Origin of the sequence: Acidovorax sp. Root402 (assembly GCF_001425125.1) — a bacterium.
Taxonomy (GTDB): Bacteria; Pseudomonadota; Gammaproteobacteria; order Burkholderiales; family Burkholderiaceae_C; genus Acidovorax; species Acidovorax delafieldii.
Map to the genome: position 1 here is coordinate 104,915 of NZ_LMDQ01000018.1, position 25,734 is coordinate 130,648.

Annotated in this window: 20 protein-coding genes and 1 other RNA gene; 13 read left to right on the forward strand and 8 right to left on the reverse strand. The window is 66.0% G+C overall.

Features of this window, described 5'->3' with window-relative positions; genetic code table 11:
• The first annotated feature begins 133 nt into the window (after positions 1-133).
• Positions 134-1,477, forward strand: a complete 1,344-nt coding sequence (phoR, locus tag ASC83_RS20940; RefSeq protein ID WP_056067257.1) for a phosphate regulon sensor histidine kinase PhoR — start codon at positions 134-136, stop codon at positions 1,475-1,477.
• On the opposite strand, the gene ASC83_RS20945 is transcribed toward phoR, so the two are convergent.
• The 5 genes from ASC83_RS20945 to trxA form a co-directional block, all read right to left on the reverse strand.
• Positions 1,431-2,798: an MATE family efflux transporter gene (locus ASC83_RS20945; RefSeq protein WP_056067259.1), complete on the reverse strand. Its 1,368-nt coding sequence runs from the start codon at positions 2,796-2,798 to the stop codon at positions 1,431-1,433. The genes phoR and ASC83_RS20945 overlap by 47 nt on opposite strands.
• The gene (locus ASC83_RS20950) at positions 2,798-4,498 is read right to left on the reverse strand and encodes a hypothetical protein (RefSeq protein ID WP_056067261.1); all 1,701 of its coding nucleotides are present in this window, start codon (positions 4,496-4,498) and stop codon (positions 2,798-2,800) included. The genes ASC83_RS20945 and ASC83_RS20950 overlap by 1 nt, the downstream gene beginning before the upstream one ends.
• A gap of 109 nt (positions 4,499-4,607) precedes the next feature.
• Positions 4,608-4,862, reverse strand: coding sequence for a type B 50S ribosomal protein L31 (locus ASC83_RS20955; RefSeq protein ID WP_015013594.1), 255 nt, complete (start codon positions 4,860-4,862; stop codon positions 4,608-4,610).
• A 92-nt stretch (positions 4,863-4,954) separates the two neighbouring features.
• A complete protein-coding gene (gene rho, locus ASC83_RS20960; RefSeq protein ID WP_056067265.1) occupies positions 4,955-6,217 on the reverse strand; it encodes a transcription termination factor Rho in 1,263 nt (420 codons plus the stop codon).
• 277 nt (positions 6,218-6,494) lie between these two features.
• On the reverse strand, positions 6,495-6,827 hold the full coding sequence (gene trxA, locus ASC83_RS20965; protein WP_008906761.1) for a thioredoxin TrxA: 333 nt from the start codon (positions 6,825-6,827) through the stop codon (positions 6,495-6,497).
• Positions 6,828-6,937: 110 nt separating this feature from the next.
• On the opposite strand from trxA, the gene ASC83_RS20970 reads away from it, so the two are divergent.
• The 3 genes from ASC83_RS20970 to ASC83_RS20980 all read left to right on the forward strand — a co-directional run bounded on the left by ASC83_RS20970 (position 6,938) and on the right by ASC83_RS20980 (position 14,484).
• Entirely contained in the window at positions 6,938-9,556 is a 2,619-nt protein-coding gene (locus ASC83_RS20970; protein ID WP_056067267.1) for a PD-(D/E)XK nuclease family protein, read from the forward strand.
• Complete coding sequence (locus tag ASC83_RS20975; RefSeq protein WP_056067268.1) at positions 9,553-13,062, forward strand: exodeoxyribonuclease V subunit beta; 3,510 nt, start codon at positions 9,553-9,555, stop codon at positions 13,060-13,062. Before ASC83_RS20970 ends, ASC83_RS20975 begins: the two co-directional genes overlap by 4 nt.
• A gap of 105 nt (positions 13,063-13,167) precedes the next feature.
• Positions 13,168-14,484 carry a TIGR03862 family flavoprotein gene (locus ASC83_RS20980; protein ID WP_056067270.1) on the forward strand — a complete coding sequence of 439 codons (1,317 nt, stop codon included), beginning with the start codon at positions 13,168-13,170 and terminating at the stop codon, positions 14,482-14,484.
• 82 nt (positions 14,485-14,566) lie between these two features.
• Here ASC83_RS20980 and ffs read toward each other — a convergent pair.
• Positions 14,567-14,663: signal recognition particle sRNA small type (ffs, locus tag ASC83_RS23710), an RNA gene on the reverse strand.
• A gap of 102 nt (positions 14,664-14,765) precedes the next feature.
• Between ffs and dnaX the strand changes: the two genes are divergently transcribed.
• The 6 genes from dnaX to ASC83_RS23715 all read left to right on the forward strand — a co-directional run bounded on the left by dnaX (position 14,766) and on the right by ASC83_RS23715 (position 20,331).
• Positions 14,766-16,820, forward strand: coding sequence for a DNA polymerase III subunit gamma/tau (gene dnaX, locus ASC83_RS20985; RefSeq protein ID WP_056067272.1), 2,055 nt, complete (start codon positions 14,766-14,768; stop codon positions 16,818-16,820).
• Between the two features lie 229 nt (positions 16,821-17,049).
• Positions 17,050-17,382 carry a YbaB/EbfC family nucleoid-associated protein gene (locus ASC83_RS20990; RefSeq protein ID WP_055398201.1) on the forward strand — a complete coding sequence of 111 codons (333 nt, stop codon included), beginning with the start codon at positions 17,050-17,052 and terminating at the stop codon, positions 17,380-17,382.
• Positions 17,383-17,626: 244 nt separating this feature from the next.
• Complete coding sequence (gene recR / locus ASC83_RS20995) at positions 17,627-18,217, forward strand: recombination mediator RecR (RefSeq protein WP_056067274.1); 591 nt, start codon at positions 17,627-17,629, stop codon at positions 18,215-18,217.
• Positions 18,218-18,331: 114 nt separating this feature from the next.
• Entirely contained in the window at positions 18,332-18,757 is a 426-nt protein-coding gene (locus tag ASC83_RS21000; RefSeq protein WP_056067276.1) for an MAPEG family protein, read from the forward strand.
• Positions 18,758-18,911: 154 nt separating this feature from the next.
• Positions 18,912-19,967, forward strand: a complete 1,056-nt coding sequence (locus ASC83_RS21005; protein WP_056067277.1) for an ABC transporter substrate-binding protein — start codon at positions 18,912-18,914, stop codon at positions 19,965-19,967.
• 211 nt (positions 19,968-20,178) lie between these two features.
• Entirely contained in the window at positions 20,179-20,331 is a 153-nt protein-coding gene (locus ASC83_RS23715; protein ID WP_015013605.1) for a DUF3096 domain-containing protein, read from the forward strand.
• Positions 20,332-20,406: 75 nt separating this feature from the next.
• Here ASC83_RS23715 and ASC83_RS21010 read toward each other — a convergent pair whose 3' ends face one another.
• Together ASC83_RS21010 and gloB are read right to left on the reverse strand one after the other, a co-directional pair.
• A complete protein-coding gene (locus ASC83_RS21010; protein WP_056067279.1) occupies positions 20,407-21,936 on the reverse strand; it encodes a transglycosylase SLT domain-containing protein in 1,530 nt (509 codons plus the stop codon).
• On the reverse strand, positions 21,933-22,709 hold the full coding sequence (gloB, locus tag ASC83_RS21015) for a hydroxyacylglutathione hydrolase (RefSeq protein ID WP_056067281.1): 777 nt from the start codon (positions 22,707-22,709) through the stop codon (positions 21,933-21,935). The genes ASC83_RS21010 and gloB overlap by 4 nt, the downstream gene beginning before the upstream one ends.
• Here gloB and ASC83_RS21020 point away from each other — a divergent pair.
• From ASC83_RS21020 to ASC83_RS21030, 3 genes are all read left to right on the forward strand, one after another.
• Positions 22,708-23,562 (forward strand): class I SAM-dependent methyltransferase, encoded by an 855-nt coding sequence (locus ASC83_RS21020; protein WP_056067283.1) that lies wholly within the window; start codon positions 22,708-22,710, stop codon positions 23,560-23,562. The two genes, gloB and ASC83_RS21020, sit on opposite strands and share 2 nt — an antisense overlap.
• A gap of 76 nt (positions 23,563-23,638) precedes the next feature.
• Positions 23,639-24,088: a ribonuclease HI gene (gene rnhA, locus ASC83_RS21025; protein WP_015013609.1), complete on the forward strand. Its 450-nt coding sequence runs from the start codon at positions 23,639-23,641 to the stop codon at positions 24,086-24,088.
• A gap of 192 nt (positions 24,089-24,280) precedes the next feature.
• A complete protein-coding gene (locus ASC83_RS21030) occupies positions 24,281-25,705 on the forward strand; it encodes an efflux RND transporter periplasmic adaptor subunit (RefSeq protein WP_056067285.1) in 1,425 nt (474 codons plus the stop codon).
• Positions 25,706-25,734: the final 29 nt, after the last annotated feature.

Below are 25,734 nucleotides of genomic sequence, written 5' to 3' on the forward strand. Positions count from 1 at the left end.
GACGCGCTCGATGGCTGCTGTGCAGCGGGCCACTGCGGTCGGCGTGCATCGGTGGTGGCGATGGATGGATGTGATGGATCAATGGGCGCGAGTGTCGCGCCCCTGGCGTTTCTGAGAAGGCTTTGCAATCCGCATGCTGTGGCGTATTTCGTTTTTCCTGCTGTGGCAGTTGGCGGGTGGTGGCCTGGGGTGGTGGCAAGGCGGGCCCTGGGGTGCCGCACTGGGGGCCGCCATTGCTGCCTGGGCGTGGTTCGTGTGGGACTTGCTGCGGGGGGTGCGGGTGCTGCGCTGGTTGCGCACGGGCGACCTGGCATCGGTGCCGTCCATGCGTGGCATCTGGGGCGAGGCGGCGGACCGTGCGCGGCGTCTGCTGCGCAAGCAGGAGGCGCAGATACGCGACAGCCAGGACCGTTTGCAGGAGATCCTGGCCGCCCTGCAGGCCTCCCCCAACGGCGTGGTGCTGCTGGATGCGCAGGGCCGCATCGAATGGTGCAACCAGATGGCAGCCAACCAGTTTGGCTTTGACGCGCAGCGCGACGTCATGCAGTCCATTGGCAATCTGCTGCGCAACCCTGAATTCACGGCTTACTTTGCTGCCAAGGACTTCACCAGCGATGTGGTCCTGGAGGGGCGCCTGAGCACGCCGTCGCGGCCCGTACGCATCTCGGTGCACCTGCACCCCTATGGTGATGGCCGCACGCTGCTGCTGTCACGCGACGTGACGGCGCTGGAGCAGGCCGACGCGATGCGGAGAGACTTTGTGGCCAACGTGTCGCACGAGATCCGCACACCCCTCACGGTGCTCACCGGTTTTGTCGAAACCTTGCAGACCTTGCCGCTGAGCGCCGACGAGCGCTCGCGCTACCTGGGCATGATGGCGCAGCAGGCGCAGCGCATGCAAAGTGTGGTGCAGGACCTGCTCACGCTGTCGCGGCTGGAGGGCAGCCCGCTGCCCGGCATGGCCGAATGGACACCTGTTCAGTCACTGATGCAGCGCTGCGAGGAAGAGGGCCGCGCCCTGTCGACGCTGCTCACACAGAACCAGCAGCGTCCCCATACGATGCGCTTTCCGGCGGCCGATTTGCTGCGGGCCGAAGGCGAGATTGCTGGTGTGCCTGCCGAACTGCAAAGCGCCTTGTCCAACCTCGTCAACAACGCGGTGCGCTACACACCCGGCGGTGGTTCCATCGAGGTGCAGTGGCTGCGAAAGGAGGATGGCAGTGCCGTGTTCTCGGTGCACGACACCGGCCCCGGCATTGCGCCCGAGCACATCCCGCGCCTGACGGAGCGCTTTTACCGGGTGGACCGCAGCCGTTCGCGCGAGACCGGAGGCACCGGCCTGGGCCTGGCCATCGTCAAGCATGTGCTGCAGCGCCATGGCGCCACGCTGGACATCGCGAGCACGCTGGGCAAGGGCTCGGTGTTTTCGGTCACTTTCCCGGCCAACCGTTTGCGGGGTTTTTCCTTGCCGGGTTGATGGCTCGCCAGAGCATGGCGACGAACAGCAGTGCGGTGACTGCGAGCGCCGCCGCGCTGGCCGCCCAGAAGGGAGTGGGCGAAGCCACACCCGACCAAGGCCCGCTGCCCCCATAAGCCAGCCAGTAGCCGCCCGCCAGGCCAGCCCCCCACAGCAGCGCGCAGTACACCACCAGTGGCGCCAGCGTGATGCGGTAGCAGCGCAGCACAAACACGCACAGCGTCTGCACCGCATCGGCAGCGTGGTACGCCGCCACCCAGACCAGCACCGTGCCGGCCACGGCTGCCACGCTGGCGTTGTCGGTGTAGATCTGGCTGATCGAGTGTCTTGCTATCAATAATATAGCTGCCAAGGCAATACCCACTAGCGCAGCGAGCGAAAAACCCATCAAAACCACCTGACGGGCTCGCTGGGGCTGCTGTGCGCCCAGCCAGTAGCTCACCCGCGCGCTGGTGGCGATGGACAGCGACAGCGGCACCATGTAGAGCACGGCAGCCATGTTGGCGGCGATCTGGTGGGCGGCCGCCGAGGTGGTGCCCTGGCGCGCGATGAACAAGGCCATCAGGGTGAAGGAGGTCACCTCCACCATCACGGCCAGGCCTGCTGGAATGCCGAGTCTGGCAAAGCCTGCAATGGTGGGCCAGTGCGGGGGCTCCATGCGGCGCCACAGCCCCAGGGGGGTATAGATGTCCTGCGTGCGCAGCAGCCACACAGCCAGGGCCAGCATGCTGCAGTTGACGACCAGCGTTGCCCAGGCGCAGCCCACCACCCCCTGTGCAGGCAGGCCCCCGCCGCCAAAAGTGAACCACACCGACAGCGGCAGCTTGATCAGCAGTGAGCACACCTGTAGCCAGGTGACCAGACGCGGATGGCCCAGGGCCTGGTTGAGGGTGCTGTAGATCCGGAACAGCAGGGCGGGTGGGAGTGCCAGTGCCAGCACAGCCAGGTAGTTTTCTACCTGCGGGCGAAGCGCAGGGGGGACCTCCGTCCAGCGCAGCAGCGCGCCTGGCGATAGCAGCACCGCCATGCCCACCACTGAAGCAGCAGCGCACAGGTACAAGGCCTGTCGCAGTGATCGGCCTACGGCCTCAGGCTGTTGCGCGCCGCGCTGTTCGGCCCACACGGGGAGGAGTGCCTGCAGCACGCCGATCAGTGCGACGTACACACTGATGAAGATGGCCGACCCCACGGACAGCGCGGCCAGCGACGATTCGCTGTAGCGCCCCGCCACGATGGTGTCCGTCACCCCGAAGGCCATGACCGCCAATTGCCCCGCCAGCACGGTCACGGCGTGCCGGGTGATGGTGGACAGCTCCGACATCAGCGGGCCGGGGCCGCACGGCGGAACAGCAGCAGGTTCTCGTTCTTGTCGGTGGGACGGGGCAGGGTGGCCCGGGCTTCCCACAGCTCAGCGCGGACCATGCGCTCGGACGCGGGCCAGGAGGCGCTGTCCACCAGCAGCCACTGGCATTCATCCTGCAGGCCCGCGCGCTGCAGCGACAGCTGTCCATGGAACTGCAGAGCCGCCACCTGAGCACGGTTCAGCCCCACGGTCTGAATGCACCCGGGCTCCGGCCCCAGGGCTGCCACCACACTGCGCACCTGCGGACCATAGCTGCGTGCGTAGTCCAGCAGGGGCAGCCACAGGGTCATCAGCAAAAGCCAGCCCAGGGCAGCACCACCTGCGGGCAGCACCAGGCTCTTCCAGATGGGGGCCCGGTTGCGGGACGCACGCCACCACGCCAGACCACACCAACCCACAGTGGCCGCCACGGCCACCAGCAAAGCCAGTGCAGAAAACTGCGGCACGAACCCGGGCGCCAGCTTGGCCACGTTGGCGGCAGGTTTGGCAGGCACCCCGGTCTGCATGGCAATCCAGATCACCCAGATCGCGAGGGCCGATGCGGTGAAGAACAGCAGCGTGAACCAGTCGATCAAGGCTCCTACGCTGCGGCGCAGCGTAGGCAGGGCAAAGGCTGCCAGCGCAGCCAGGGCGGGCAGGCCCAGCAGCAATGCCCGGTCGGCCGGCTGGGTGGTGATGGTGGCGCCAATCGACACCAGAGTGAACCACAGGGGCAGCAGCAGGTGCCGTTGGCCAGGGCGGCTGAAGATCTGCTGGCGCCAGCGCCACAAGGTCCACAGTGCCAGTGGCCAGGCCGGCCAGCCAAACCACAGCAGCAGGCGCGCTAGGCTCAGCCAGTCCTTGCCACCACCATCGAACCCCACAACACGCCAGCGCCAAAGGTCCAGACCCTGGGCCAGGGCGGCAGCCGCCAGTGTGGCTGCGGCCAGCACGGCGGCCCAGCGCCAGCGGCGGTCGGTGTTGCCAGCGGGTGCAAACAGCGCCAGCAACGCGCCGCCCATGCCCAATAAGGCCGTAAGGGCGGGGGCTCCGGACAGCGTGAGCCCGGCCATGCCCAGTACCAGGGCCACGGCGGGCGCCACGGAACGGTGGGGCATGGCGGCCACCGCAAAAAACAGCAAAGCGGTGCAGCCAAGCTGAGCCAGATAGCTCGTGACCTCATGCGAGAGCTGCGCCAGGCCCAGGCAGGCGATCAGCGCCAGCAAGGCGCCATCGGCAATCGCGCGCGCATAGTCGAGGGGAGAGGCCTCACCCCCAAAGGCAAATGCGACCGGTTGGGCGCCTGGGCTGCGGGCCAGGTAGTACACGCCATACCAAGTGGCCATCAGGGTGATGACCAGGAGCGCGATGAACGGTATGCGGGCCGCCATCTCCGGCGACAGCCAGGCCGGTGCCATCTGCACAGCCCAGGCCCCCAGCCAGTAGGGCAGCAGCCCTTCGGTTTCGGGGGGCATGCCACCGAGCAGCGGACTGAGCCAGGGAGTGCGTCCCTGGGCGAGCTCCAGCATGTAGCCAAAGGCGGTGACGTCTGCGTTCTTCCACGGATCCCGGCCCACAAAGCCGGGCACTACGTAGGCAATGCACAGCAGCAGCAGCGCCCAGCGGGGCAGTGGGCTGACGGCGTTCTGGGTAACGATGGCGGGGGTGGGTGGAGTCACGCGGCAGTGGGCGGCTGGGCAAAGGAGCCACCGAGAATAAAGGCAAAACCCATGAAAAAAGGCAGCCCGGTTGCCCGGGCTGCCTTTTTGGCGGGATCGCAGGGGCGAATTACTTCGCTGCGGTCTTGCCGAAACGGTTGCGGAAGCGCTCCACGCGGCCACCCATGTTGTCCACCGACTTTTGCGTGCCGGTGTAGAAGGGGTGCGATTCAGAAGAGGTATCCAGCTTGAACAGCGGGTATTCCTTGCCTTCGTGGGTTTCGGTTTCCTTGGTGTTCACGCACGAGCGGGTCACGAACTTGAAACCGTTGGACAGGTCCACGAACAGAACTTCGCGGTAGTTGGGGTGAATGCCTTCTTTCATGATCTTCCTTTGAGTCAACTGCGGGAGCCGCACCGGCCAGTCCGATGTACTTTCCGCAAGAAAAAGCCCTCTATTATTGCACAGGCTGAGAATTAGCCCCCGCGACGCATCATGTCGAAGAAGTCCACATTGGTCTTGGTGGCCTTCATGTTCTTGATCATGAGCTCCATGGACTCGATCTCGTCCATGTTGTACATGAACTGGCGAAGGATGCGGGTCTTTTGCAGGATCTCGGGGGCCAGCAGCAGTTCTTCGCGGCGTGTGCCGCTCTTGTTGAGCTCGATGGCAGGGAACACGCGCTTTTCGTAGAGGCGGCGGTTCAGGTGGATTTCGCAGTTGCCCGTGCCCTTGAATTCTTCAAAAATCACTTCATCCATGCGGCTACCGGTATCGACCAGCGCCGTGGCGATGATGGTGAGCGAACCACCTTCCTCAACCTTGCGCGCAGCGCCAAAGAAGCGCTTGGGGCGCTGGAGTGCGGCGGCATCCACACCACCGGACAGCACCTTGCCGCTCGACGGCACGACGTTGTTGTAGGCGCGGGCCAGGCGGGTGATGGAGTCCAGCAGGATCACCACGTCCTTCTTGAGCTCGACCAGGCGCTTGGCGCGCTCGATCACCATCTCGGCCACGTGCACGTGGCGGGCGGCGGGCTCGTCGAAGGTGGAGGCGATGATCTCTCCCTTGACCGTGCGCTGCATTTCGGTCACTTCTTCAGGGCGCTCGTCCACCAGCAGCACCATCAGGTGCACGTCGGGGTTGTTGGCCGTAATGGCGTGGGCGATGTGCTGCATCATCACCGTCTTGCCGCTCTTGGGCGGCGCGACGATCAGCGCACGCTGGCCGCGGCCAATGGGCGCGATGATGTCGATGATGCGGCCGGTGATGTTCTCTTCGCTCTTGACGTCGCGCTCCAGTCGCATCTGCTCCTTGGGGAACAGGGGCGTCAGGTTCTCGAACATGACCTTGTGCTTGTTCTGCTCTGGGGGGCCGTCGTTGACCTTGTCGAGCTTGGTCAGTGCAAAGTAGCGCTCGCCGTCCTTGGGCGTGCGCACTTCGCCTTCGATCATGTCGCCGGTGTGCAGGTTGAAGCGACGCACCTGGCTGGGGCTGATGTAGATATCGTCCGTGCTGGCGGTGAAGCTGGTGTCCGGGCTGCGCAGAAAGCCGAAGCCATCAGGCAGGATTTCCAGCACGCCGTCTGCAAACACCTGCTCACCCGCCTTGGCGCGCTTCTTGATGATGGCAAACATCAACTCCTGCTTGCGCATGCGGCCCGTGTTTTCGATTTCGAGTTCTTCGGCCTGCTTCAGGACTTCAGACACGTGCAGTGCCTTGAGTTCGTTTAAGTGCATGGATTGACTCCTTGGCGGAGCTGGTGTGAATCTTGGGGGAGGTGGGCTGATGCCGAATGGGCTGCTGTTTGCAGGTCCGGCTCGCCAGGGATCTTGGTCCGGCTGCCAATGCATGCAGCCCGGTGATCTGTGGGAATTATGACAGGAAAAAATGCGGGGGCCTCAGGGGCGCAAGGTGTGAGGTTGCGCAACTGCCAGCCTGTTGTTTCCCCGCAGGTCTATCGCTTAACAAAAAAGCCCCATCGGCAGTCGTACCGAGGGGGCTTGGGGCAGTGGGTCAGGCCAGTTGTTGGTCGATGAAGGCGGTCAACTGGGCCTTGCTCATCGCGCCGACCTTGGTGGCTGCCAGTTGGCCATCCTTGAACAGCATCAGGGTGGGGATGCCGCGGATGCCGAACTTGGCGGGGATTTCGCGGTTCTCGTCCACGTTCATCTTGGCGATCTGCAGCTTGCCTTGGTAGGTGCCTGCGACTTCGTCCAGGATGGGAGCAATCATCTTGCAGGGGCCGCACCACTCAGCCCAGTAGTCCACCAGCACGGCGGAGCCCGGTTGGAGCACGTCGGCTTCAAAGCTGGCGTCGGAGACATGTTTGATGAGTTCGCTGGCCATGGCGGAATTCCTTGATTTTGGGCGGGTTGCGACCGGTGTACGTTTAAAGTCTGGGCATTGTGACAGAAACCAATCCCACGTTCACCGGTGTGGCCGGGTCTTGCGACGCTATGACAGTCATAGCGAAAAGCGATCAAACCAGTGGATTTGCGGCCGCAAGCACCGCCCTGTGGCAACGCGCACTGGCCCGGGTGGCCGCGCATGCCCAAGCCCATGGTGCCCATTTGGCGCGCACGGTGGTGCTGGTGCCCTACGCCCAGCTCATGCCCTGGGCGCAGCGCCATTGGGTTCAGCAGTTCCCGCAGAGCTTTGCTCCACGTTTTGAAACCACCCGCAACTGGGCCCGCCAGCTGCAAGCGTTTGAGCCCACGGGCGACGACCTAGCGGGCGACGTTGCGCGCGACACGCTCACGGCCCGCACTTTGCTTGACCGCGTGGGGCAGGGCGGGCAGCGCGAAGTGCTGGCCACGCCACTGCAGGAGGCCGCTGCCCAATTGGCCCCGGTGATTGCTGCCGTGCCCCCAGCCCGACGCGCTGCCTGGGGTGACGAGGCTCGGAAGCTGCTGGCCACGCCGGAAGAAGGTACCGCCCTGCATTACGAGGCCCTGGTGGCTCGCCTTGCGCTGGAATGGGCACTGGCATCGCGCTACGCGACCGATGTGCTGTTTGAGCCCAGCGTTCGCGGGGCGGTGGATGCGCTGGTGGTGTTGGAGGGATTTCAGTCTGACATGCTGACCCGAGTCCTGCAGGCGCATTGGGGCGAGCAAGGTGTGTGCATTGCGCTCCCCGCGTTGATCGGTGATGCGGATTCACCACCGCAGTGGGCCCTGCACGCCGCAACGGACGCCGAAGACGAGGCGCACCGTGCTGCGGCCTGTGTGCTGCGTCATGTCGAGCAGGGGCGGGTGCCCGTGGCCCTCGCGGCCACTGACCGCGCACTGATCCGCCGTGTCCTGGCCCACCTGGACAGCAGTGGCGTATTGGTGCGCGACGAAAGCGGCTGGATTCTGTCCACCACGCGCGCCGCTGCACGGGTCATGGCCGTGCTGCAGGCCGCTGCGTGGAATGCCTCTTCCAACGAGGTGCTGGACTGGGTCAAACACACCCCAGCGCTGATGCCTGGCGAGGTCAATCGCCTGGAGCAATGGCTGCGCAAAGGTGTGGTGCAGCACTGGAGCGCCGCCGCCCAGCTGGCTTTGACGGGCGACGTGGATGCGCAGCCCCACCTGGCCCGCACCGTGGCCACCGTAGAAACATGGCGCAACACCCTGCGCGCTGCACGGCCGCTGGCGCAGTGGCTACCCGCTTTGCGCACGGTGCTGGAGCAGGCCGGCCAATGGCAGGGTCTGCAGGCCGACCCTGCTGGCATGCGGGTGCTGGCCGCCTTGCGCCTGCAAGACGGTCAGCAGTCAGAGCTGGACGGCTGGGGCGACAGTGCGGGCCGCCGCATGACACTGGCCGAATTCACCCGTTGGGTCAAAGACGTGCTGGAGGCCGGGCGCTATGTGGCCGCGCAGGCGGCTGGTGCCCCCGTGGTGGTGGTGCCCATGCCGCAACTGCTGGGCCGCCCCTTCGCCGCCGCCGTGTTGCCGGGTTGCGACGAAAAGCGCCTGCAACCTGCTCCCGAACCCGCTGGCGACTGGACACAGGCCCAGCGCGAGGCATGGGGCCTGCCTACGCGCCAGTCGCTGGAGGCTGCCCAGCGCGCCGCCTGGGCCCATGCCCTGCGCACGCCGGTGGTGGATGTGCTGTGGCGCACCGGTGACGAAGGGGGCGAGCCCCTGCTGGCCAGCGCGCTGGTGCTCGCCCTGCAGCTGGATGGTGCCGCCCTGCCGGGAGCCGATGAGCGCGGTGCGCGCGAGGTGGTCGCCACTCCCACTTTACGCCCCTTGCCTGTTGGCCAGGCGCTGCCGGTGACCCACCTGTCATCCACGGCGTATTCCGATTTGCGCCACTGTCCTTACCGCTTCTTTGCCCAGCGCCAACTGGGCCTGCGCGAGGCCGACGAGCTGGATGCCGAAGTGGATAAGCGGGACTTTGGCACCTGGCTGCACGCGGTACTGCAGCACTTTCACGAAGCCTTGCTGGCGGAGCCGACCGATGGTCTGGATGAGCGACGTGTGCGCATGGACGCCGCCGCCGAGGCCGTCACCCGCGAGCAGCGTTTGCAGGACGGCGACTTTCTGCCCTTTGCCGCAGGCTGGACGCAACTGCGCGACGGCTACCTGCTATGGCTGGCAGGGCATGAGCAACAGGGCGCCACCTTCCGCCAGGCCGAGGTCAAGGCCCGCCAGCCGCTGGGCGATCTGGAACTCATCGGCACCATCGACCGCATCGATGGGGTCTCGTCCACCGGCGAGCCTGCGGTACTGGTGATTGACTACAAGACCGAAAGCGACAGCATGACCCGCCAGCGCATCAAGGCTGGAGCGGAGGACACCCAACTTGCTTTTTACGCGGCCTTGTTGAGCCACGACACCCTGCGTGCGGCTTATGTCAACGTAGGCGAGCGCGGCGAGACACAGCTGCACGAACAAGACGAGGTGGTGCACCTGCGCGATGTGCTCATCGAAGGCATCCAGCACGACATGGCCCGCATCGCCGCCGGCGCGCCGCTGCCCGCGCTGGGCGAGGGATCGGTGTGCGAGTTCTGCGCCGTGCGCGGCCTGTGCCGCAAAGACTACTGGGCGGACGCTGAACAGGCGTTGCCCGCGCAAGAGACGCCATGACCGAGAGCCATTCCCCACCCGCCCAGGCCGCCTACGAACACAACGGCCGTCCGGTCTCGCGCGAGGCCTTCTACGCCATCGCCTGTGACCCTGCCCGCAGCGTGGCGGTGGAGGCCTGCGCCGGTGCGGGCAAGACCTGGATGCTGGTCTCGCGCATGCTGCGGGCGCTGCTCGACGGCTGCGCTCCGCACGAGATCCTGGCCATCACCTTCACCAAAAAGGCCGCGGGCGAGATGCGCCAGCGCCTGCAAGAATGGTTGGAGCAGTTCAGCCACAAGCCGGTGGAAGAACTGACGGCCGAGCTGATTGCACGCGGAATCAGCCCCCAAGGCGCGCTGGAAAAGCGCGAGGCGCTACAAAATCTATACCGCCAGTTGCTCGAAGCAGGCCGCCCGGTGCAGATACGCACCTTCCACAGCTGGTTTGCCGCGCTGCTGGGCACGGCGCCGCTGGCGCTGCTGCAGCAACAGGGCCTGCCCGCGCACTTTGAGCTGCTCGAAGACGATGCCGAGGCCGTGCGCGAGGTCTGGCCCCCGTTTCTGCAGACCGTGGCTGAGAGCGCCAGCCTGCGCGCCGACTACGAAGCCGTGGTGGCCCGCCACGGCCGCTCGCAAACGCACAAGGCCCTGGCAGCGGCGCTGGCCAAGCGGGTGGAGTTCGATCTGGCCGACGAGGCGGGCGTGGTCGATGCCTCGGTGCCGCCGTTCCAGCAGGCCTACCCCGAACTGGCCGCGTTGGCAGAGCCCGCCGATGCTTTGCAGACCGAAGCGGCTCTTCAGCGCTGGCGCAGTCGTGCCAGCGCGTTGGGCGCCGAGGCCAACAAGACCCCCCAAAAGGCGGCTGACGCCATCATCGACGCGCTGGGCTGCGCCGACCTGAACCAGCGTTTGGACATGCTGCGCAAGGCGATGTTTGTGGCCAAGGAAGACCGCCTCTCCAAGAACCTGGAGAAGTTCCCCGCCGCGCAGGAGGCCGAGCCCGAGTTGCAGCGCCTGCTCACCGCTCGCCGTCAGCACGAGGCCTGGCAGCACCAGCAGCGCATGGCCCGGCTGGCGCGCTGCCTGATTGCGCAGTTTGTGGCCGTCAAGCAGCAGCACGGCTGGGTGGACATGAACGATGTGGAGCGCACGGCCCTGGTCATGCTGGCCGACCCGGTGCTCAGTGGCTGGGTGCAGGAGCGGCTGGACGCACGCATTCGCCACCTGCTGGTCGATGAGTTCCAGGACACCAACCCGCTGCAGTGGCAGGCGCTGCACGCATGGCTGTCCGGCTATGCGGGCTCGGGCGGTGGTTCGGCCGCGCCCAGCGTGTTCATCGTGGGCGACCCCAAGCAGAGCATCTACCGCTTTCGCCGCGCCGAACCACAGGTGTTCATCGCTGCGCAGGCGTTTGTGCGCGATGGGCTGCGCGGCGACCTGCTCAGCTGCGATCACACGCGCCGCAACGCACAGGGCGTGATTGCCGCGGTCAACGCCGTCATGGGCCAGGCCCAGGCGCAGCAAGAGACCAGCGGTTTCCGCGATCACACCACCGAATCCAAGCACCCCGGCCAGTTGCTGCGCCTGCCCGCCATCACCGACGCGGACGACGACAGCCAAGGCGCAGGCCGCGACCCCCTGGTCTGGCGCGACAGCCTGACCGAACCTCGCCACGAGGCCGAAGAAACCCAGCGCATGCGCGAGTGCACGCAGGCCGCTGCCTGGGTGGCCGCGCAGATTGCCGCCGGCACTCTACCCAAAGAGGTGCTGGTGCTGGCCCGCAAGCGCGACCGCCTGGCCAGCATGCAAGACGCCCTGCGCGCCCTGCACCTGCCCTGTGTGCAGCCCGAAAAAGCTGACCTGTTTGACGCGCCCGAGGTGCAGGACATGGTGGCGCTGCTCGACGTGCTGGTATCGCCTACACACGACCTGTCTTTGGCCCGCGCGCTCAAGTCACCCCTGTTTGGCCTGGGCGACGACGCGCTGGTCGCGCTGGCATTGTTGCGCCGCCAGCCGGAACACGCGGGCTGTAGCTGGTTTGATTTGCTATTGAAAAGTGAGCTGTTAGAACATGAATATCAAGCGCTTGGAGCCGTTTTGGCCCAATATCAGACGTGGGTGGGTACTTTGCCGCCCCACGACGCGCTGCACACCATTTACGAACACGGTGACGTGCTGGCCCGCTTTGCTGCCGCAGCACCGGTCACCCAGCGCCAGTCCGTGCAGGCCAATCTGCGCGCACTGCTGGCGGCATCGCTGCAGCACGACGGGGGGCGCTACCTCACGCCCTACGCCTTTGTGCGGGCCATGAAAAAGGGCGGTGTGCGCGCCCCAGGCCGGGCGGATGCGCAGGCCATCCGCTTGCTGACGGTGCACGGTGCCAAGGGGCTGGAGGCCGATTGCGTGCTGCTGCTCGATACCGACACCCGTCCACAAAAGGCTGAGACCATGGGCGTGCTGGTGGACTGGCCTGGCGAGCAGGCCCTGCCGTCTGCCTTCGTCTTTTTGGCCAGCGAATCGAGCCCGCCACCCAGCGCAGTGGAGACGCTCGCCGCCGAGCAGCAGGCCCGCAGCCGCGAGGAACTGAACATGCTCTACGTGGCCATGACGCGTGCCAAGCATTGCCTGGCCCTGTCGTCCGTGCAGCCCGGTAACTCGGCCCCAGGCAGTTGGTGGAATCGGCTCGCTCCCTTGGTCACTGAGGTGGACATGCAGGCGTTGGCCCCCGCAGAACATGCCGTGGCGGCCGTAGCGCCCGCGCAGACCTTCACCATCCCCTGCCTGCCCGCGCTGCCCGAGGCGCTGCAAAGCGCGCGCGTGCAAACCGATGCGGCATTGCCGGGCGACAGGCCTGTGGCCATGCCGGGCGACGGAGAGTCCACCCCCTTGTCGCGCCAGGGCGATGCCATGCACCAGCTGCTGGAGCAAGCCGGCGTGGCTGGTGCCCCACTGGCCGACTTGCGCGCCCAGGGTTGGGCTGCCGCGCGCATTGCCCATCTGGCTCTGGACCACGACATTGCCCCCGCTGCCGCCGAGTTGGCCGCCCGCATGGCGCAGGCCATTCTGGCGGGCGAGGGGGCCTGGGCGTGGGACGCTGCCCTGGTGCAGACCGCCATCAACGAAGCCCCGCTGCACTACCAGGGGCAGAGCCTGCGCATCGACCGCTTGGTGCAGCGCCGCGCGGCACGCGCCGGCGATGCAGAGGCCGGCTGGTGGGTGCTGGACTACAAAAGCGCCAGCCAACCCCAGCGCCAGCAGGCACTGGTGGCCCAGTTGCAGCGTTACCGCGAAGCCGTACAGGCCCTGATGCCAGGCGAGGTGGTGCATGCCGCCTTTCTCACGGGCGATGGGCGGTTGGTAATGGTGGGCGATGCGCCGGGCTCAGCAGGGGCATCGGCGGCCCAGGCGCTTGTGGTGGGGCATACTCGCCCGCCCGTTGCCCCCATTGCGCCGGTTGCTCCAGCACAACCAGAGCGCGCGCCCACCGCGCCAGGCCCTGCGGATTCTCCGCAAGGCTCTCTGTTCTGACATGCCGCCCCCGCAACGCGCTTCTTTATTCAGCAAGGCCCTTACGTGTCCCACCCCCTTCCTCCTTCCGATACATCCCCTGTACTTGCCCAGTCCGCGGAGGCTTTGCAGTGCGACGTGGCCGTCATCGGCGGTGGTCCGGCGGGTCTCATGGCCGCAGAAGTGTTGGCCCAGGCGGGGGTGGTCGTGCACGTGTTTGACGCCATGCCTTCGGTGGGGCGCAAGTTTCTGCTCGCGGGCAAGGGCGGCCTCAACCTCACGCATTCCGAGCCCCACGCGCCTTTTGTGAGTCGCTATGCCGGGCGCGAACCACAGATTGAGCCTCTGATTCAGGCTTTTGGCGGCCCTGAGCTGCGCGCTTGGGCGCAGGGGCTGGGGGTGGAGACCTTTGTGGGCACCTCGGGCCGCGTGTTCCCCACCGACATGAAGGCCGCGCCGTTGCTGCGCGCCTGGCTGCAGCGCCTGCGCGGGCAAGGGGTTCTGTTCCACATGCGCCACCGCTGGCTGGGCTGGGCCGAGGAGGGGGCGCTGCGCTTTGCCGCACCGGCAGGCGAGGTGCGGGTGGCCGCCAAGGCGGTGGTGCTGGCGCTGGGCGGCGGCAGCTGGGCACGCCTGGGGTCTGACGGTGCCTGGGTGCCGCTGCTGGCGCAGCGCGGCGTGGTTGTGGCTCCGCTGCGCCCGTCCAACTGCGGCTTTGATGTGCTGCGTGCAGACGCACCTGCGGGCGAGACGCGCCGCGCCTTTCTGCAGGAGCTGCTGGGCCGCACGCCTGCGCCCACCGTGGGCTGGACGCCGCATTTTGCCGAGAAGTTTGTGGGCCAGCCCTTCAAGACCGTGGCGCTCAGCTTTACCGACAGCCGGGGCCACAGCTTCAGCCGCCGGGGCGAGTTCGTGGTCACGGCCACAGGGATGGAGGGCAGCCTGGTCTATGCCGCCTCGCACCTCCTGCGCGACGAGGTGGAGGTCCATGGCCACGCCACGTTCCACCTCGACCTGCTGCCCGACCATGCGCCTGAGCGCGTGCTGGTGGAAGTGCGCCACCCGCGCGGTTCCCGGTCGCTCTCCAGCCACCTCAAGAGCCGCTTGGGCCTGGATGGCATCAAGGCGGGCATCCTGTACGAACACCTGGGCAAGGACGGAATGAACGACCCCGTGGCACTGGCCCATGCCATCAAAGCCTTGCCCATCACCGTGGTGGCCACGCGCCCGCTGGACGAGGCCATCAGCACGGCGGGCGGTGTGGCCTTCGAAGCGATGGACGCACACCTCATGGCGACGGCGTTACCAGGTGTGTTCTGCGCGGGAGAAATGCTGGACTGGGAGGCGCCCACCGGGGGCTATCTGCTGACCGCCAGCATGGCCAGCGGCCGTGTGGTGGGAGAGGGGGCGCTGCGCTGGCTAGGGCAGTCCGCAGGGGCTTGAGCGGCCGCTGAAGCGCACGGCGCGCTGTGGAAATACTGGAGAGAGGGAAGTTTTTGCGCGACCGCGCAAAGAGAAAGAAGAAGTTGACGAGCCTTACCCCCGGCACTGACTCCACAGTTAGGGCTGCTTGGTTCCCCACCTGACCCGGTTGGCCGCTTCACCATGCGAGGAGGCCCGTCACCGCTGATTGTACGTCGGATGGAGGCCCTGATTTTTCAGTGGCTGTTTTGTTTGCCCTGGTGGCGCCAGGGGCGCATGGCCCAGCCCGTAGAATCGACCGCATGTCCTACCTCGTGCTCGCCCGCAAGTACCGTCCCCGCAATTTCACCGAGATGGTGGGGCAGGAACATGTGGTCCAGGCCTTGTCGAATGCGCTGACCCAGCAGCGCCTGCACCACGCCTACCTGTTTACCGGTACGCGCGGCGTGGGCAAGACCACGGTGTCGCGCATCCTGGCCAAGTCGCTCAACTGCCAGGGGGTGGACGGCACTGGCGGCATCACCGCTACGCCCTGCGGCGTGTGCCAGGCCTGCACCGACATCGACAGCGGCCGCTTTGTGGACTACACCGAGCTGGACGCGGCCTCCAATCGGGGCGTGGACGAAGTGCAAAGCCTGCTGGAGCAGGCGGTCTACAAGCCGGTGCAGGGGCGCTTCAAGGTCTTCATGATCGACGAAGTGCACATGCTGACCAACACGGCGTTCAACGCCATGCTCAAGACGCTGGAAGAGCCGCCTGAGTACCTCAAGTTTGTGCTGGCCACGACCGACCCGCAGAAGGTGCCGGTCACGGTGCTGAGCCGTTGCCTGCAGTTCAACCTGCGCCCCATGGCGCCTGAAACTGTCCTCTCGCACCTCACGCAGGTGCTGGCGACCGAGAACGTGCCTGCCGAGCCCCAGGCGCTACGCTTGCTCTCACGCGCTGCGCGGGGCTCCATGCGCGATGCACTGTCGCTGACCGACCAGGCCATTGCCTTCGGTAGCGGCCAACTGCAGGAAGCCGGTGTGCGTCAGATGCTGGGTGCGGTGGACCGCTCCTATGTGTTCCGGCTCATTGAAGCGCTCGCTCAGGGTGACGGGAAAACCGTGGTGGAGACCTCGGACACGCTGCGCATGAACGGGCTGTCTGCCGCCTCCACGCTCGAAGAGATGAGTGCCGTACTGCAGCGCATGGCCGTGTTCCAGGCCGTGCCCCAGATGGCCGGTGCCGTGGATGCCGACGACCCCGAGGCTGCTGAAACAGCCCGCCTGTCTGCACTGATGCCCGCGGATGAAACGCAGTTGCTCTACAGCCTGTGCCTGCACGGGCGCGGCGAGTTGGGCCTGGCGCCCGATGAGTACGCGGCACTCACCATGGTGCTGCTGCGTCTGCTGGCTTTCAAGCCCGTCAGCGGTGCAGGGGGCGCCGGCGAATCGGCTGAAAAAAAAACTCTGACGCGGGCTGAAACGCCCCCCTCAGGCGCTGTTGCATCAACTGCAGCAGCCCCTGCTGCAGTGGTGGCCACGCCAGGGCCTGTGGGAGGGGCAGCGGTGAAGCCCCCCCAGGCCCTGCCTGTACCGCCGGCGCCTGCAGCTCCGGTGCGTGCTGCCCAGCAAGTCCCGTCTGCGGCCCCCGCGCCTGCAGTCCCGGCCCCCGTTCCGGCAGTGGCTGCAGGCACCGCACCTTCTGGCGCGGACCATCCATCAGAGTCGTTCAACGATTCTGAGCCACCCCCATGGCCAGGTTCTGATGAGCCAGGTACTGTGACCACTGCGGCTGCGCCCGCTGCCACGGCGTTGCCGGTACGCACCACCGAGAGGTTTGAGCAAAATCCCGGTGTAGCGCAATCATTCAAAGCACACAATGCTCCTGAATATGTAGCAATCCCGGTGCGTGAGTCCCCCGAGCCCGGCGAGCGGTTGCAGCCGCTTCCACTGTCTGCACCGACCCCGGTATCTGCCCGCTACACCCCCACCGAAGAGGGGGACGTCTGGCATGCCACGGTGCAGCAACTGGTGGCAGCAGAGGCCATCACGGCTCTGGTGCGCGAACTGGCCCTGCAGTCGCAGCTTGTGGCGCGCGACGGTGGTCACTGGCTGTTGCGCGTCGAGCGCGAATCGCTCAACCAGCCCACGGCGCGCGAGCGCCTGCGTGCGGCCCTTGAAGCTGCGGGCCATGCGACCCAGATCAGCGTGGAAGTGGGCGTGGTCATCGACAGCCCCGCCCGTCGCAACGCCGCCGCCGCTGCCGAGCGCCAACGCCGCGCGGAAGAAATCGTGCACAACGATCCCTTCGTGCAATCGCTGATGCGTGACTACGGCGCGAGAATCGTGCCGGGCAGCATCAAACCCGCGTGAGATGAAGCACCCCCTGAGTCGCCTTCGGCGCCTTCCCCCTCTCTCGCTTCGCGGGAGGGGAACGCTCCCAGCGCAGCGGGGCGGCCCTTGCGCGGGAGCACTGGTCTGGGCAGCGGCAGTTTCGATGGCCGCTAACGGTGCAAAGCACAATACCGTGAATTTCGGATACTGAATTTCAGTCCCCACGTGGGAATCGATCAACCAGAAAGAAAGCAAAGGAAACCACACCATGTTCAACAAAGGACAACTCGCCGGCCTCATGAAGCAAGCCCAGGCGATGCAGGACAACCTCAAGAAGGCCCAGGACGAACTGGCTTTTATCGAGGTGGAGGGTGAGTCGGGCGCGGGTCTGGTGAAGGTGGTCATGACCTGCAAGCACGACGTCAAGCGCATCACCATCGACCCGAGCCTGCTGGCCGAAGACAAGGACATGCTGGAAGACCTGGTGGCGGCTGCGTTCAATGCGGCGGTGCGCAAGGCGGAGGAGACATCTTCGGAGAAGATGGGCAAGCTGACGCAAGGTATGCCTGGCCTCCCCGGCGGCATGAAATTCCCTTTCTGAGGGTTGGCTACCGAGCGGGCCATCTGCGTCGTTGGGCGGTGCTCGCCATCCTCAAGTACTTCAAGTACTTTCCGGTGGCTGTGCTCCGTCCGCCTAGCAGCTGATCCCGCTCGCTACGCCCTTGAGGGTGGGTGTAAAGGCAGGGGTAAATTCCCGTTGTTTTCCCACATCCGTTTGGGCTTGGCCTGTTGAGCCTCGCTCCACTGCTTCGTACGACCTTACGCGCCTTATCTCCAGCCTTTCCATGTCCACCACCAACTCCCTCGACGTTCTGATCCAGGCGCTGCGCCGGTTGCCGGGGGTGGGGGTGAAGTCTGCGCAGCGCATGGCGTTTCATCTGTTGCAGCATGATCGCGAAGGGGCGCTGGCCCTGTCGCGGGCACTCTCGGAAGCGGTGGGCACGGTGCACCACTGTGCACGTTGTCATACGTTCACCGAGGCGGAGGTGTGCAGCACCTGCCTGGACCCTGACCGCGATGCTACGCGGCTGTGCGTGGTCGAAACGCCCGCTGACCAGTCTGCACTGGAGCGCACGGGGGCCTTCAAGGGGTTGTATTTCGTGTTGATGGGGCGGCTCAGCCCGCTCGATGGTGTCGGTCCCAAGGAGATCGGCCTGCACAAGCTCATGGAGCGCGCCACGGATGGCACCGTTCAGGAGGTGATCCTGGCCACCAACTTCAATGCCGAGGGGGAAGCGACTGCGCATGTGATCAGCGAAGCGCTGAAGAGCCGTGGGTTGCATGTCACGCGGCTCGCGCGCGGCGTGCCCGTCGGCAGTGAGCTGGAGTACGTTGACCTTGGAACGATCGCGCATGCGCTGGTGGATCGCCGGTGACGCCAAGGCGCCTGCCAGCCCGTCGCCCCGACAATGTCTGCGGCTAAAATACTCTCAATTTAATAGCTACCAGCGCTTGTATTTGCTGCGCTGTTGCCCTCAAAAGCCTCGAAAATGAATACCACCTTGCACGTCGCGCGGTTCACCGTGGCCTATTGGTGCGTGCTGTTCGCAGCACTGCTGCCCATCGCTTGTGCCTGGTTGGCCAAAAGTGGCAACTTTGGCAAGTCCCGCAAAGAAGGCGGTTTTGACAACCACGATCCGCGCGGCTGGCTCTCGCGGCAGACTGACTGGCGCGGACGCGCCAACGCAGCGCAGGCCAACAGCTTTGAAGCGCTGCCGTTTTTCATCGGCGCGGTCATCATTGCGCACCTGCTGGGCGCGGGGCAGACGTTGCTGGACCTGCTGGCGATGTTGTATGTCTTCCTGCGCATCTTCTACGTGATGATGTACGTGGCCGACATGCCGATGGCCCGCAGCGCAGTCTGGGCCGGTGGTTTTCTGGTCAATATTGCCATCCTGTTCATCGGTTACCGTTGAGCGCCCCGGGGGCGCGCCACCCGTCTTGCGGTGTGCTGCGGTTGAAGGCTGTCTATCGCGGTACGTAGTAACCCGCAGGGATTCACCCTGATGCGGTTTCGCCTGTGCTGCGGCACGATTGTTGCAATGCAGCATTGTCTTTTTGCCTGATTCCATGTCTCTGCCTCCACTCACCCGCCGCGCCTTTGGCGCCGTATCTGCCTTGTCGGCGGCTGCGGTGTGGGCGCCTGCCGTCCGGGTGCGTGCGCAGACCGATGGTGCTGCTCTCGGGCGAGTGACCGTGGCGGTCGGAGGGCAGGGCGTTCTGTACCACCTGCCGCTGGCGCTGGCCGATGCGCTGGGGTACTTCCGCCTCGAAGGCCTGGACGTGGTGGTGCGGGACTATTCGGCGGGAGCGCATGCTTGGCAGGCGGTACAGGACGGTGCGGCAGATGTCTGTTCCGGTGCCTTCGAGCACGTGTTGCGTGCGCAGGCGCGAGGTCATGCGTACCGCGCGCTGGTGCTGCAGGGGCGGGCCCCGCAGCTGGCTATGGGTGTGTCACTGCGGTCGGTGCCTGCGTACAAGGACCTGGGCGACCTGGCGGGGCGCAAGGTGGGAGTGTCGTCGGTGGGCTCATCCACCCATCTGGCGGCCAGCCTGATGCTGATGCGTGCGGGCGTGCCGTTGCGCGATGTGGGTTTTGTGGGGGTGGGCTCGGGCACCAATGCCATGAACGCGCTGCGTTCCGGCCAGGTGCATGCACTGTGCCATGCCGATCCCATCATGACCTTGCTGGAGCAGAAGGCGGACACCCGCATCGTGGGCGATCTGCGCTCTCTCAAGGCAGCGCAGGACATGTTCAGTGGCACCATGCCCGCCAGTTGCCTGTATGCCCCGCAGGCCTTCATCCAGAAGCAGCCTGCCCAGGCCCAGGCATTGGTCAATGGCGTTGTGCATGCGCTCAAGTGGCTGCAGACGGCAGCACCGGCAGACCTGGTGAAGGCGGTGCCTCCGGCCTACCTGATGGGCGATCGGGGGCTCTATCTGGCGGCGTTCAGCCGGGTGCGCGAGACCTACTCCACCAACGGACTGATGCCGGACGAAGGTCCGGCTACCGCACTGCGCGTGTTGTCGCGCGTGCTGCCCGAACTGGCCGAGGCCAAAGTCGAACTGGCGCGTACGTCCAGCAACGATCTGGTGCGCAAAGCCCGCCAAAAGTACAGCGTCTGACAAGCCGCTGCGGCGGGAGACCCCAAGGGCCTGCTTACCTCCCCTGCGAGACCGTCAACAGGCTCTGAGGGCCCTGGCATCGACTACAGTGTCAGCCGCCTGCCCACCTGCCACTGCACCGCAATCACACCGTGCGATACGCATTGCGCAGGCTACGCACGCAGCATTTGTGCTGCGCCATTCCCGTGCCATTTTTCAAGGACTATCCACCATGTCGCTGAGCCTCAGCATCGGCCCGCTCGTCTCCCTGATCGCAGGCATCCTCATTCTGGTCATGCCGCGTTTGCTCAGCACCATCGTGGCGCTTTATCTCATCATCATGGGAATCCTGGGGCTGCTGGGCATGCACACGCTCCGGTTCTGATGCATGGGCCCAGCGACCAGCCAAGCAATGCCGGGCTTCGCCGGGCCCAGGTGGCTTTGCTGAGGCGCCTGCGTCTCAGCGGCGCTTGACCTTGGAGGGGGATCCGCCACGCCGCGCAGGCGCTGGAGCCTGGCGTTTGCCCGCGGTGGCGGCCGATGCGCGAGCGCTGCCGCCGCTGCTGCGCGCCTGACTCTGGCGCACCGGCAGGTACACCACAATCTGCTGGCCCACCTTGAATGCGGCATTCGCCCGCACATCGTTCCAGTCCGCCACGTTGGCTGCTGCCAACTTGTAGCGCCGCGCAATGCTGGCCACCGTGTCGCCCTTGCCGGCCCGCACTGTGGTGCGGCGGGTGACGATCTCGGGGGTAAGGCTCAGTTGGCCGTTGTCGGCCAAGTGGGACGACACGTCTTGCCGGGTGGTGGTGGAGCGGGGCACCATCAGCGCCGAGCCTGCTTTGATGAGCATGCGCGGCGGGATGTTGTTCATGCTGCGCAGATCCGCCTCGCTCATGCCGGCACGTTGTGCCGCCTCGGCCACCGTCATGGTGGTGGGCACAGACCACACGGTCCAGCTCGCGTACTGGCCTTCACGCTTGGCCTCCAGGTTGCGCTGGAAGACCTTGGCGTTGTCCCAGGGCAGCAGGATTTGTGGCGTCCCGGCGGCGAGGATCACGGGTCGCTTGTACGACGGGTTGAGGGCACGGAAGTCTTCCTCGCGAATACCCGCCAGTGTGGCCACCAGCGACACATCGATGTCGTGCGTGATGTCCACGGTCTGGAAGTAGGGGTGGTTCTCGATCAGTGGCAACTCTGTGCGGAAGGCATCGGGGTTGGCCACGATGTTCTTGACCGCCTGCAGCTTGGGCACATACATGCGGGTTTCCGCGGGCATGTTCAGGTCGGTGTAAGTGGTGCCCAGGCCCAGCTTCTGGTTGCGTGCAATGGCCCGGCTCACGCTGCCTTCACCCCAGTTGTAGGCGGCCAGGGCAAGGTGCCAGTCGCCAAACATGCCGTAGAGTTTTTGCAGGTAGTCGAGTGCCGCCCGGGTGGAGGCGAGCACGTCGCGGCGGTCGTCGCGGAAGGCGTTCTGCTTGAGGTCGAAATAATTGCCCGTAGCGGGCATGAACTGCCACATGCCTGCGGCCTTGGCGCTCGATACCGCTTGGGGGTTGAACGCGCTTTCAATGTAGGGCAGCAGCGCCAGTTCGGTCGGCATCCCCCGGCGTTCCAGCTCTTCAACAATATGGAACAGGTACTTGCTGGAACGCTCCGTCATGCGCTGCATGTAGTCGGGGCGCGTGGCATACCACTGCTCGCGGTCCTGTACCAGCTCATGCTGCAGGTCGGGCATAGCAAAGCCACGCCGGATCCGGTCCCACAAGTCGGCGGGGGCCGAGAGCGATGCCACCTCGCCACTCGTGGCTTGCGCGGCAGTGATGGGTTTGAGCGGGCCGTTGGGGATGACAGGGGTGTGGGGCGACGCGGGGCCCTTGGTGTTGGTGGTGTTTCCGCTGGCGGACGCCTGGTCGGGCGTCGAGCCCGTAGTGGCGCAGCCTGTCAGCCACAAAAGGCCGGCCAGGCAGGCAATGTGCAAAATTTTCATCGGAACTCGTTTTTCCATTGACGCAGCGCGGCCAGCACCGCTACGGCGTCGTCAAGGGGCACCTGCGCGTCGTAGCCCTGGGCGGCTTGCGCCACCGGGCCCTGCCGCACGCGCAGAAAGGGGTTGATGTCTCGCTCCAGCGCCATGTGCGAAGGCAGTGTGGGCTGGTTCTGCTCCCGCAGGGCTTCGCATTGGCTGCTGTAGTGGAGCAGGGCGGCGTTGCCAGGTTCCACGGCCCGCGCAAACTTCAGGTTAGACAGTGTGTACTCGTGGGTGCAACACACCCGGGTGTTGCCAGGCAGTGCCGCCAGCCGGTCCAGCGAGTCGAGCATTTGCGCAGGTGTGCCTTCAAACAGCCGGCCACAACCGCCTGAGAACAGCGTATCACCACAAAAAAGCAGGGGCGCTCCGTCCATCTCGCGACAGTAGTAGGCAATGTGGCCCGCCGTGTGCCCTGGCACGTCGATGACCTGGAACTGAAACCCCAGCGCGTTGACGGTATCGCCTTGCGCCAGCCGCTCCAGCGGCTCGGGCATGCGCTCCCGCGCTGGGCCATACACCCGTGCACCGGTGGCTTGGCGCAGGGCATCGACTCCGCCGACATGATCGGCATGGTGGTGCGTGACTAGAATGGCTTGCAATGACAGGCCCCAGCGGTGCAAGGCCTGCTCCACCGGCGCGGCTTCTCCCGGGTCCACAACGATGGCCTGGCGGCCGTCGTGCAGCATCCAGATGTAGTTGTCGGTAAAGGCGGGCAGCGGTAGCAAGTTCATGAGCGATCAAATTATAGGTTTGCACCACTGGTTCGACTCCCCCCCTGGCCGCTACCTGCTCGCATGGGAGCAGGCACGCTTTGACGAGGCGGTGGCCGATATTTTTGGCTATCACAGTCTCCAGCTCGGCATGCCGCTGCTGGACGGCCTGCGCGCCAACCGCATGCCCCACCAGTGGCTGGCGATGGGGCAGGAGGCCGTGGAGGGCTCCATCGCCTTTGTGGAGACCGGTGATGACGATGGGCCGCTGCAGCGCCGCGCGGTGGACCTGCTCACCGAGCCTGTGGCCTTGCCCTTCCCCGCAGCGAGCCTGGACCTGCTGGTGTTGCCCCACACGCTGGAGTTGAGCATCGACCCCCATGCCGCGCTGCGCGAGGTGGAGCGGGTGCTGGTCCCTGAAGGGCGTGTGGTCATCAGCGGCCTGAACCCCACCAGCCTGTGGGGCCTGCGGCAGCGGCGCGCGCGGCTGTACCAGCGCCTGGGGCGGGGCACGCTGTATCTGCCCGACGTGGGCGAGTTCATCGGCTATCGCCGCCTGCGCGATTGGCTGCGGCTTTTGAACTTCGAGGTCGAATCTGCCCGATTTGGCTGTTATCGTCCAGCGGTGCGCAGCGCGCAGTGGCTGCAGCGTTTTGGCTGGATGGACCCTTTGGGTGAGAAATGGTGGCCCATTCTGGGTGCCGCGTATTTTCTGGTGGCCGTCAAACGGGTGCATGGCATGCGTTTGCTGGAGCCCGCCTGGCGCACCCACCGCCAGCGTGCTGCGGGCACCGTGCCCATCGCCAACCGGGTGTCTCAAAGCGGGGTGAATCCTTCGCGCACTGCGCCCACTGCAGCCCGGCACAAGCCTTGAGCACAGCCTTTCGCGGTTGCCTTGGGCTTCCATGCCCCGTCATGGCAACCATCCACCTCATTGTCAGGAACAGAGTTTGAACCAGGTAGAGATTTACACCGATGGCGCCTGCAAGGGCAATCCGGGCCCCGGCGGGTGGGGCGTGTTACTGCGCTCCGGAGCGACCGAAAAAGAGCTGTTTGGCGGCGAACTGGGTACCACCAACAACCGCATGGAGCTGATGGCGGTGATCGAGGCGCTGTCGGCCCTCAAGCGACCCTGTGCCGTGACGCTGTACCTGGACAGCGAGTACGTGCGCAAGGGCATTACCGAGTGGATCCATGGCTGGAAGGCCAAGGGCTGGCGCACGGCCTCCAAGCAGCCGGTCAAGAACGTGGAGCTGTGGCAGCGGCTGGATGCGCTGGTCAGCACCGGCGGGCACCGCATCGAATGGCGCTGGGTGAAAGGGCATTCGGGCGACCCGGGCAATGAGCGGGCCGACGCGCTGGCCAACCGGGGCGTGGACCAGGCTCTGGGCCGCAGGTAGATCCATTGCCAGCTGCTCACCGCATGCAAGCCTCTTCGGAGGCTTTTTTTGTGCCCGCGTCCGATGCGGCCAGTACGGCCTTCACGCACCAGCGGCGAATGCTCCGGGATATTGCTGCGGGTGGCTGCGACTGCACACACCCACTGTTACATTGTGTGACTGCGCATCCCACCTCACTGGATTGATTGACCCATGGCGTCCAAGAGCAAGTACAAGTACCTCGTTTTCGCTGTCATCGGCATCGCTGCCGCATCGGGCGCTGCCTGGTGGCTGCAGAAGCCCGTGCAGCCGCAGCAGCGTGCCGAGGCCGGGGCGGGCGGTGCAGGCGCTGGCGCTGGCGCATCGGCTGGTGGCGCTACGCCCGCCGGTGCTGGCCGCCCCGTGGCCGTGGAAACGGTGACCGTGCGGCAGATGGCGCTGCGCGACGATGCCGAAGCCGTGGGAAGCCTGCGGTCGCGCCAGAGCGTGATGCTGCGGCCCGAGGTGGGCGGGCGTATCACCCAGCTCAACTTCCGTGACGGCCAGCGTGTGCGGCGCGGGCAAGTGCTGGTGCAGCTGGATGACCAATTGCCGCGTGCGCAGATCCAGCAAAGCCAGGCCGAGTTGTCGATTGCGCGGGCCAACCACAAGCGCAATCAGGAGCTGGTGGCCCAGGGCTTCATCAGCCAGCGTTCGGTGGACGAGAGTGCGGCCAACCTGGAAGTGGCCCAGGCCAAGCTGGCTTTGGCCCAGGCCACGGCCCAGCGCCTGAAGATCCTGGCCCCGTTCGATGGTATCGCAGGCATTCGGGGCGTGAACGTGGGCGACTACCTCAAGGACGGGGCCGATATCGTCAACATCGAAGACCTTGATGCGGTGTATGTCGATTTCAGCCTGCCCGAGCGGTTGCAGGGCAAGGTGCGCCCGGGGCAGACCGCGCAGGTCACCTTTGATGCACTGCCGGGCGCGCGTTACGCCGCCGTGGTGCAGGCCATCAGCCCACAGATCGATGCGGATGGGCGGGCCATCGCGGTGCGTGGCTGCATCGACAACCGCCGCCTGCAGCTGCGCCCCGGCATGTTCGCGCGGGTGACGACCGTGTTTTCCGAACGCAGCGACGCGCTTGTGGTGCCCGAGGAAGCCATCGTGCCCGACGGCACCAGCCCCTATGTGCTCAAGGTGGTAGAAGGCAAGGAGCCCAGCAGCAAGGTGACGCGCCGCACGCCGGTCAAACTGGGCGTCCGTTCACCTGGGTGGGTGGAGGTGGTGGACGGCTTGAGCGCCGGAGACCTGGTGGTCACGGCGGGCCAGCAGCGCATCCGCAAGGACGGCACCGAGGTGCGCGTGGTGGAGCTGGGCAAGCAGGGCAACGGTGGTGCGGCGGCCGCGGCAACGCGGCCGGCTCCGGGCGCTTCAGGTGCTGCGACTGGGGCGGACCAAAAGGCATCGCCGGTGGCTGATGCGCCTGCGCAGAGCACCTCTGCGGCATCGGCATCTCCATCTCCTTCTGCCGCCCCCTCGGGGGGCCGCGTGATGGCGGCTCGCAGCGAACCCGATCCGCTGCCCGGCCCCAACCCTTGCCAGCTGGCCGGAACCTCCAGCCGGTCCACGCCCACTGGCAGCCGCCCTCCCGTCTGACGGACTGCCGTCCTTACCCTCTGATGCCT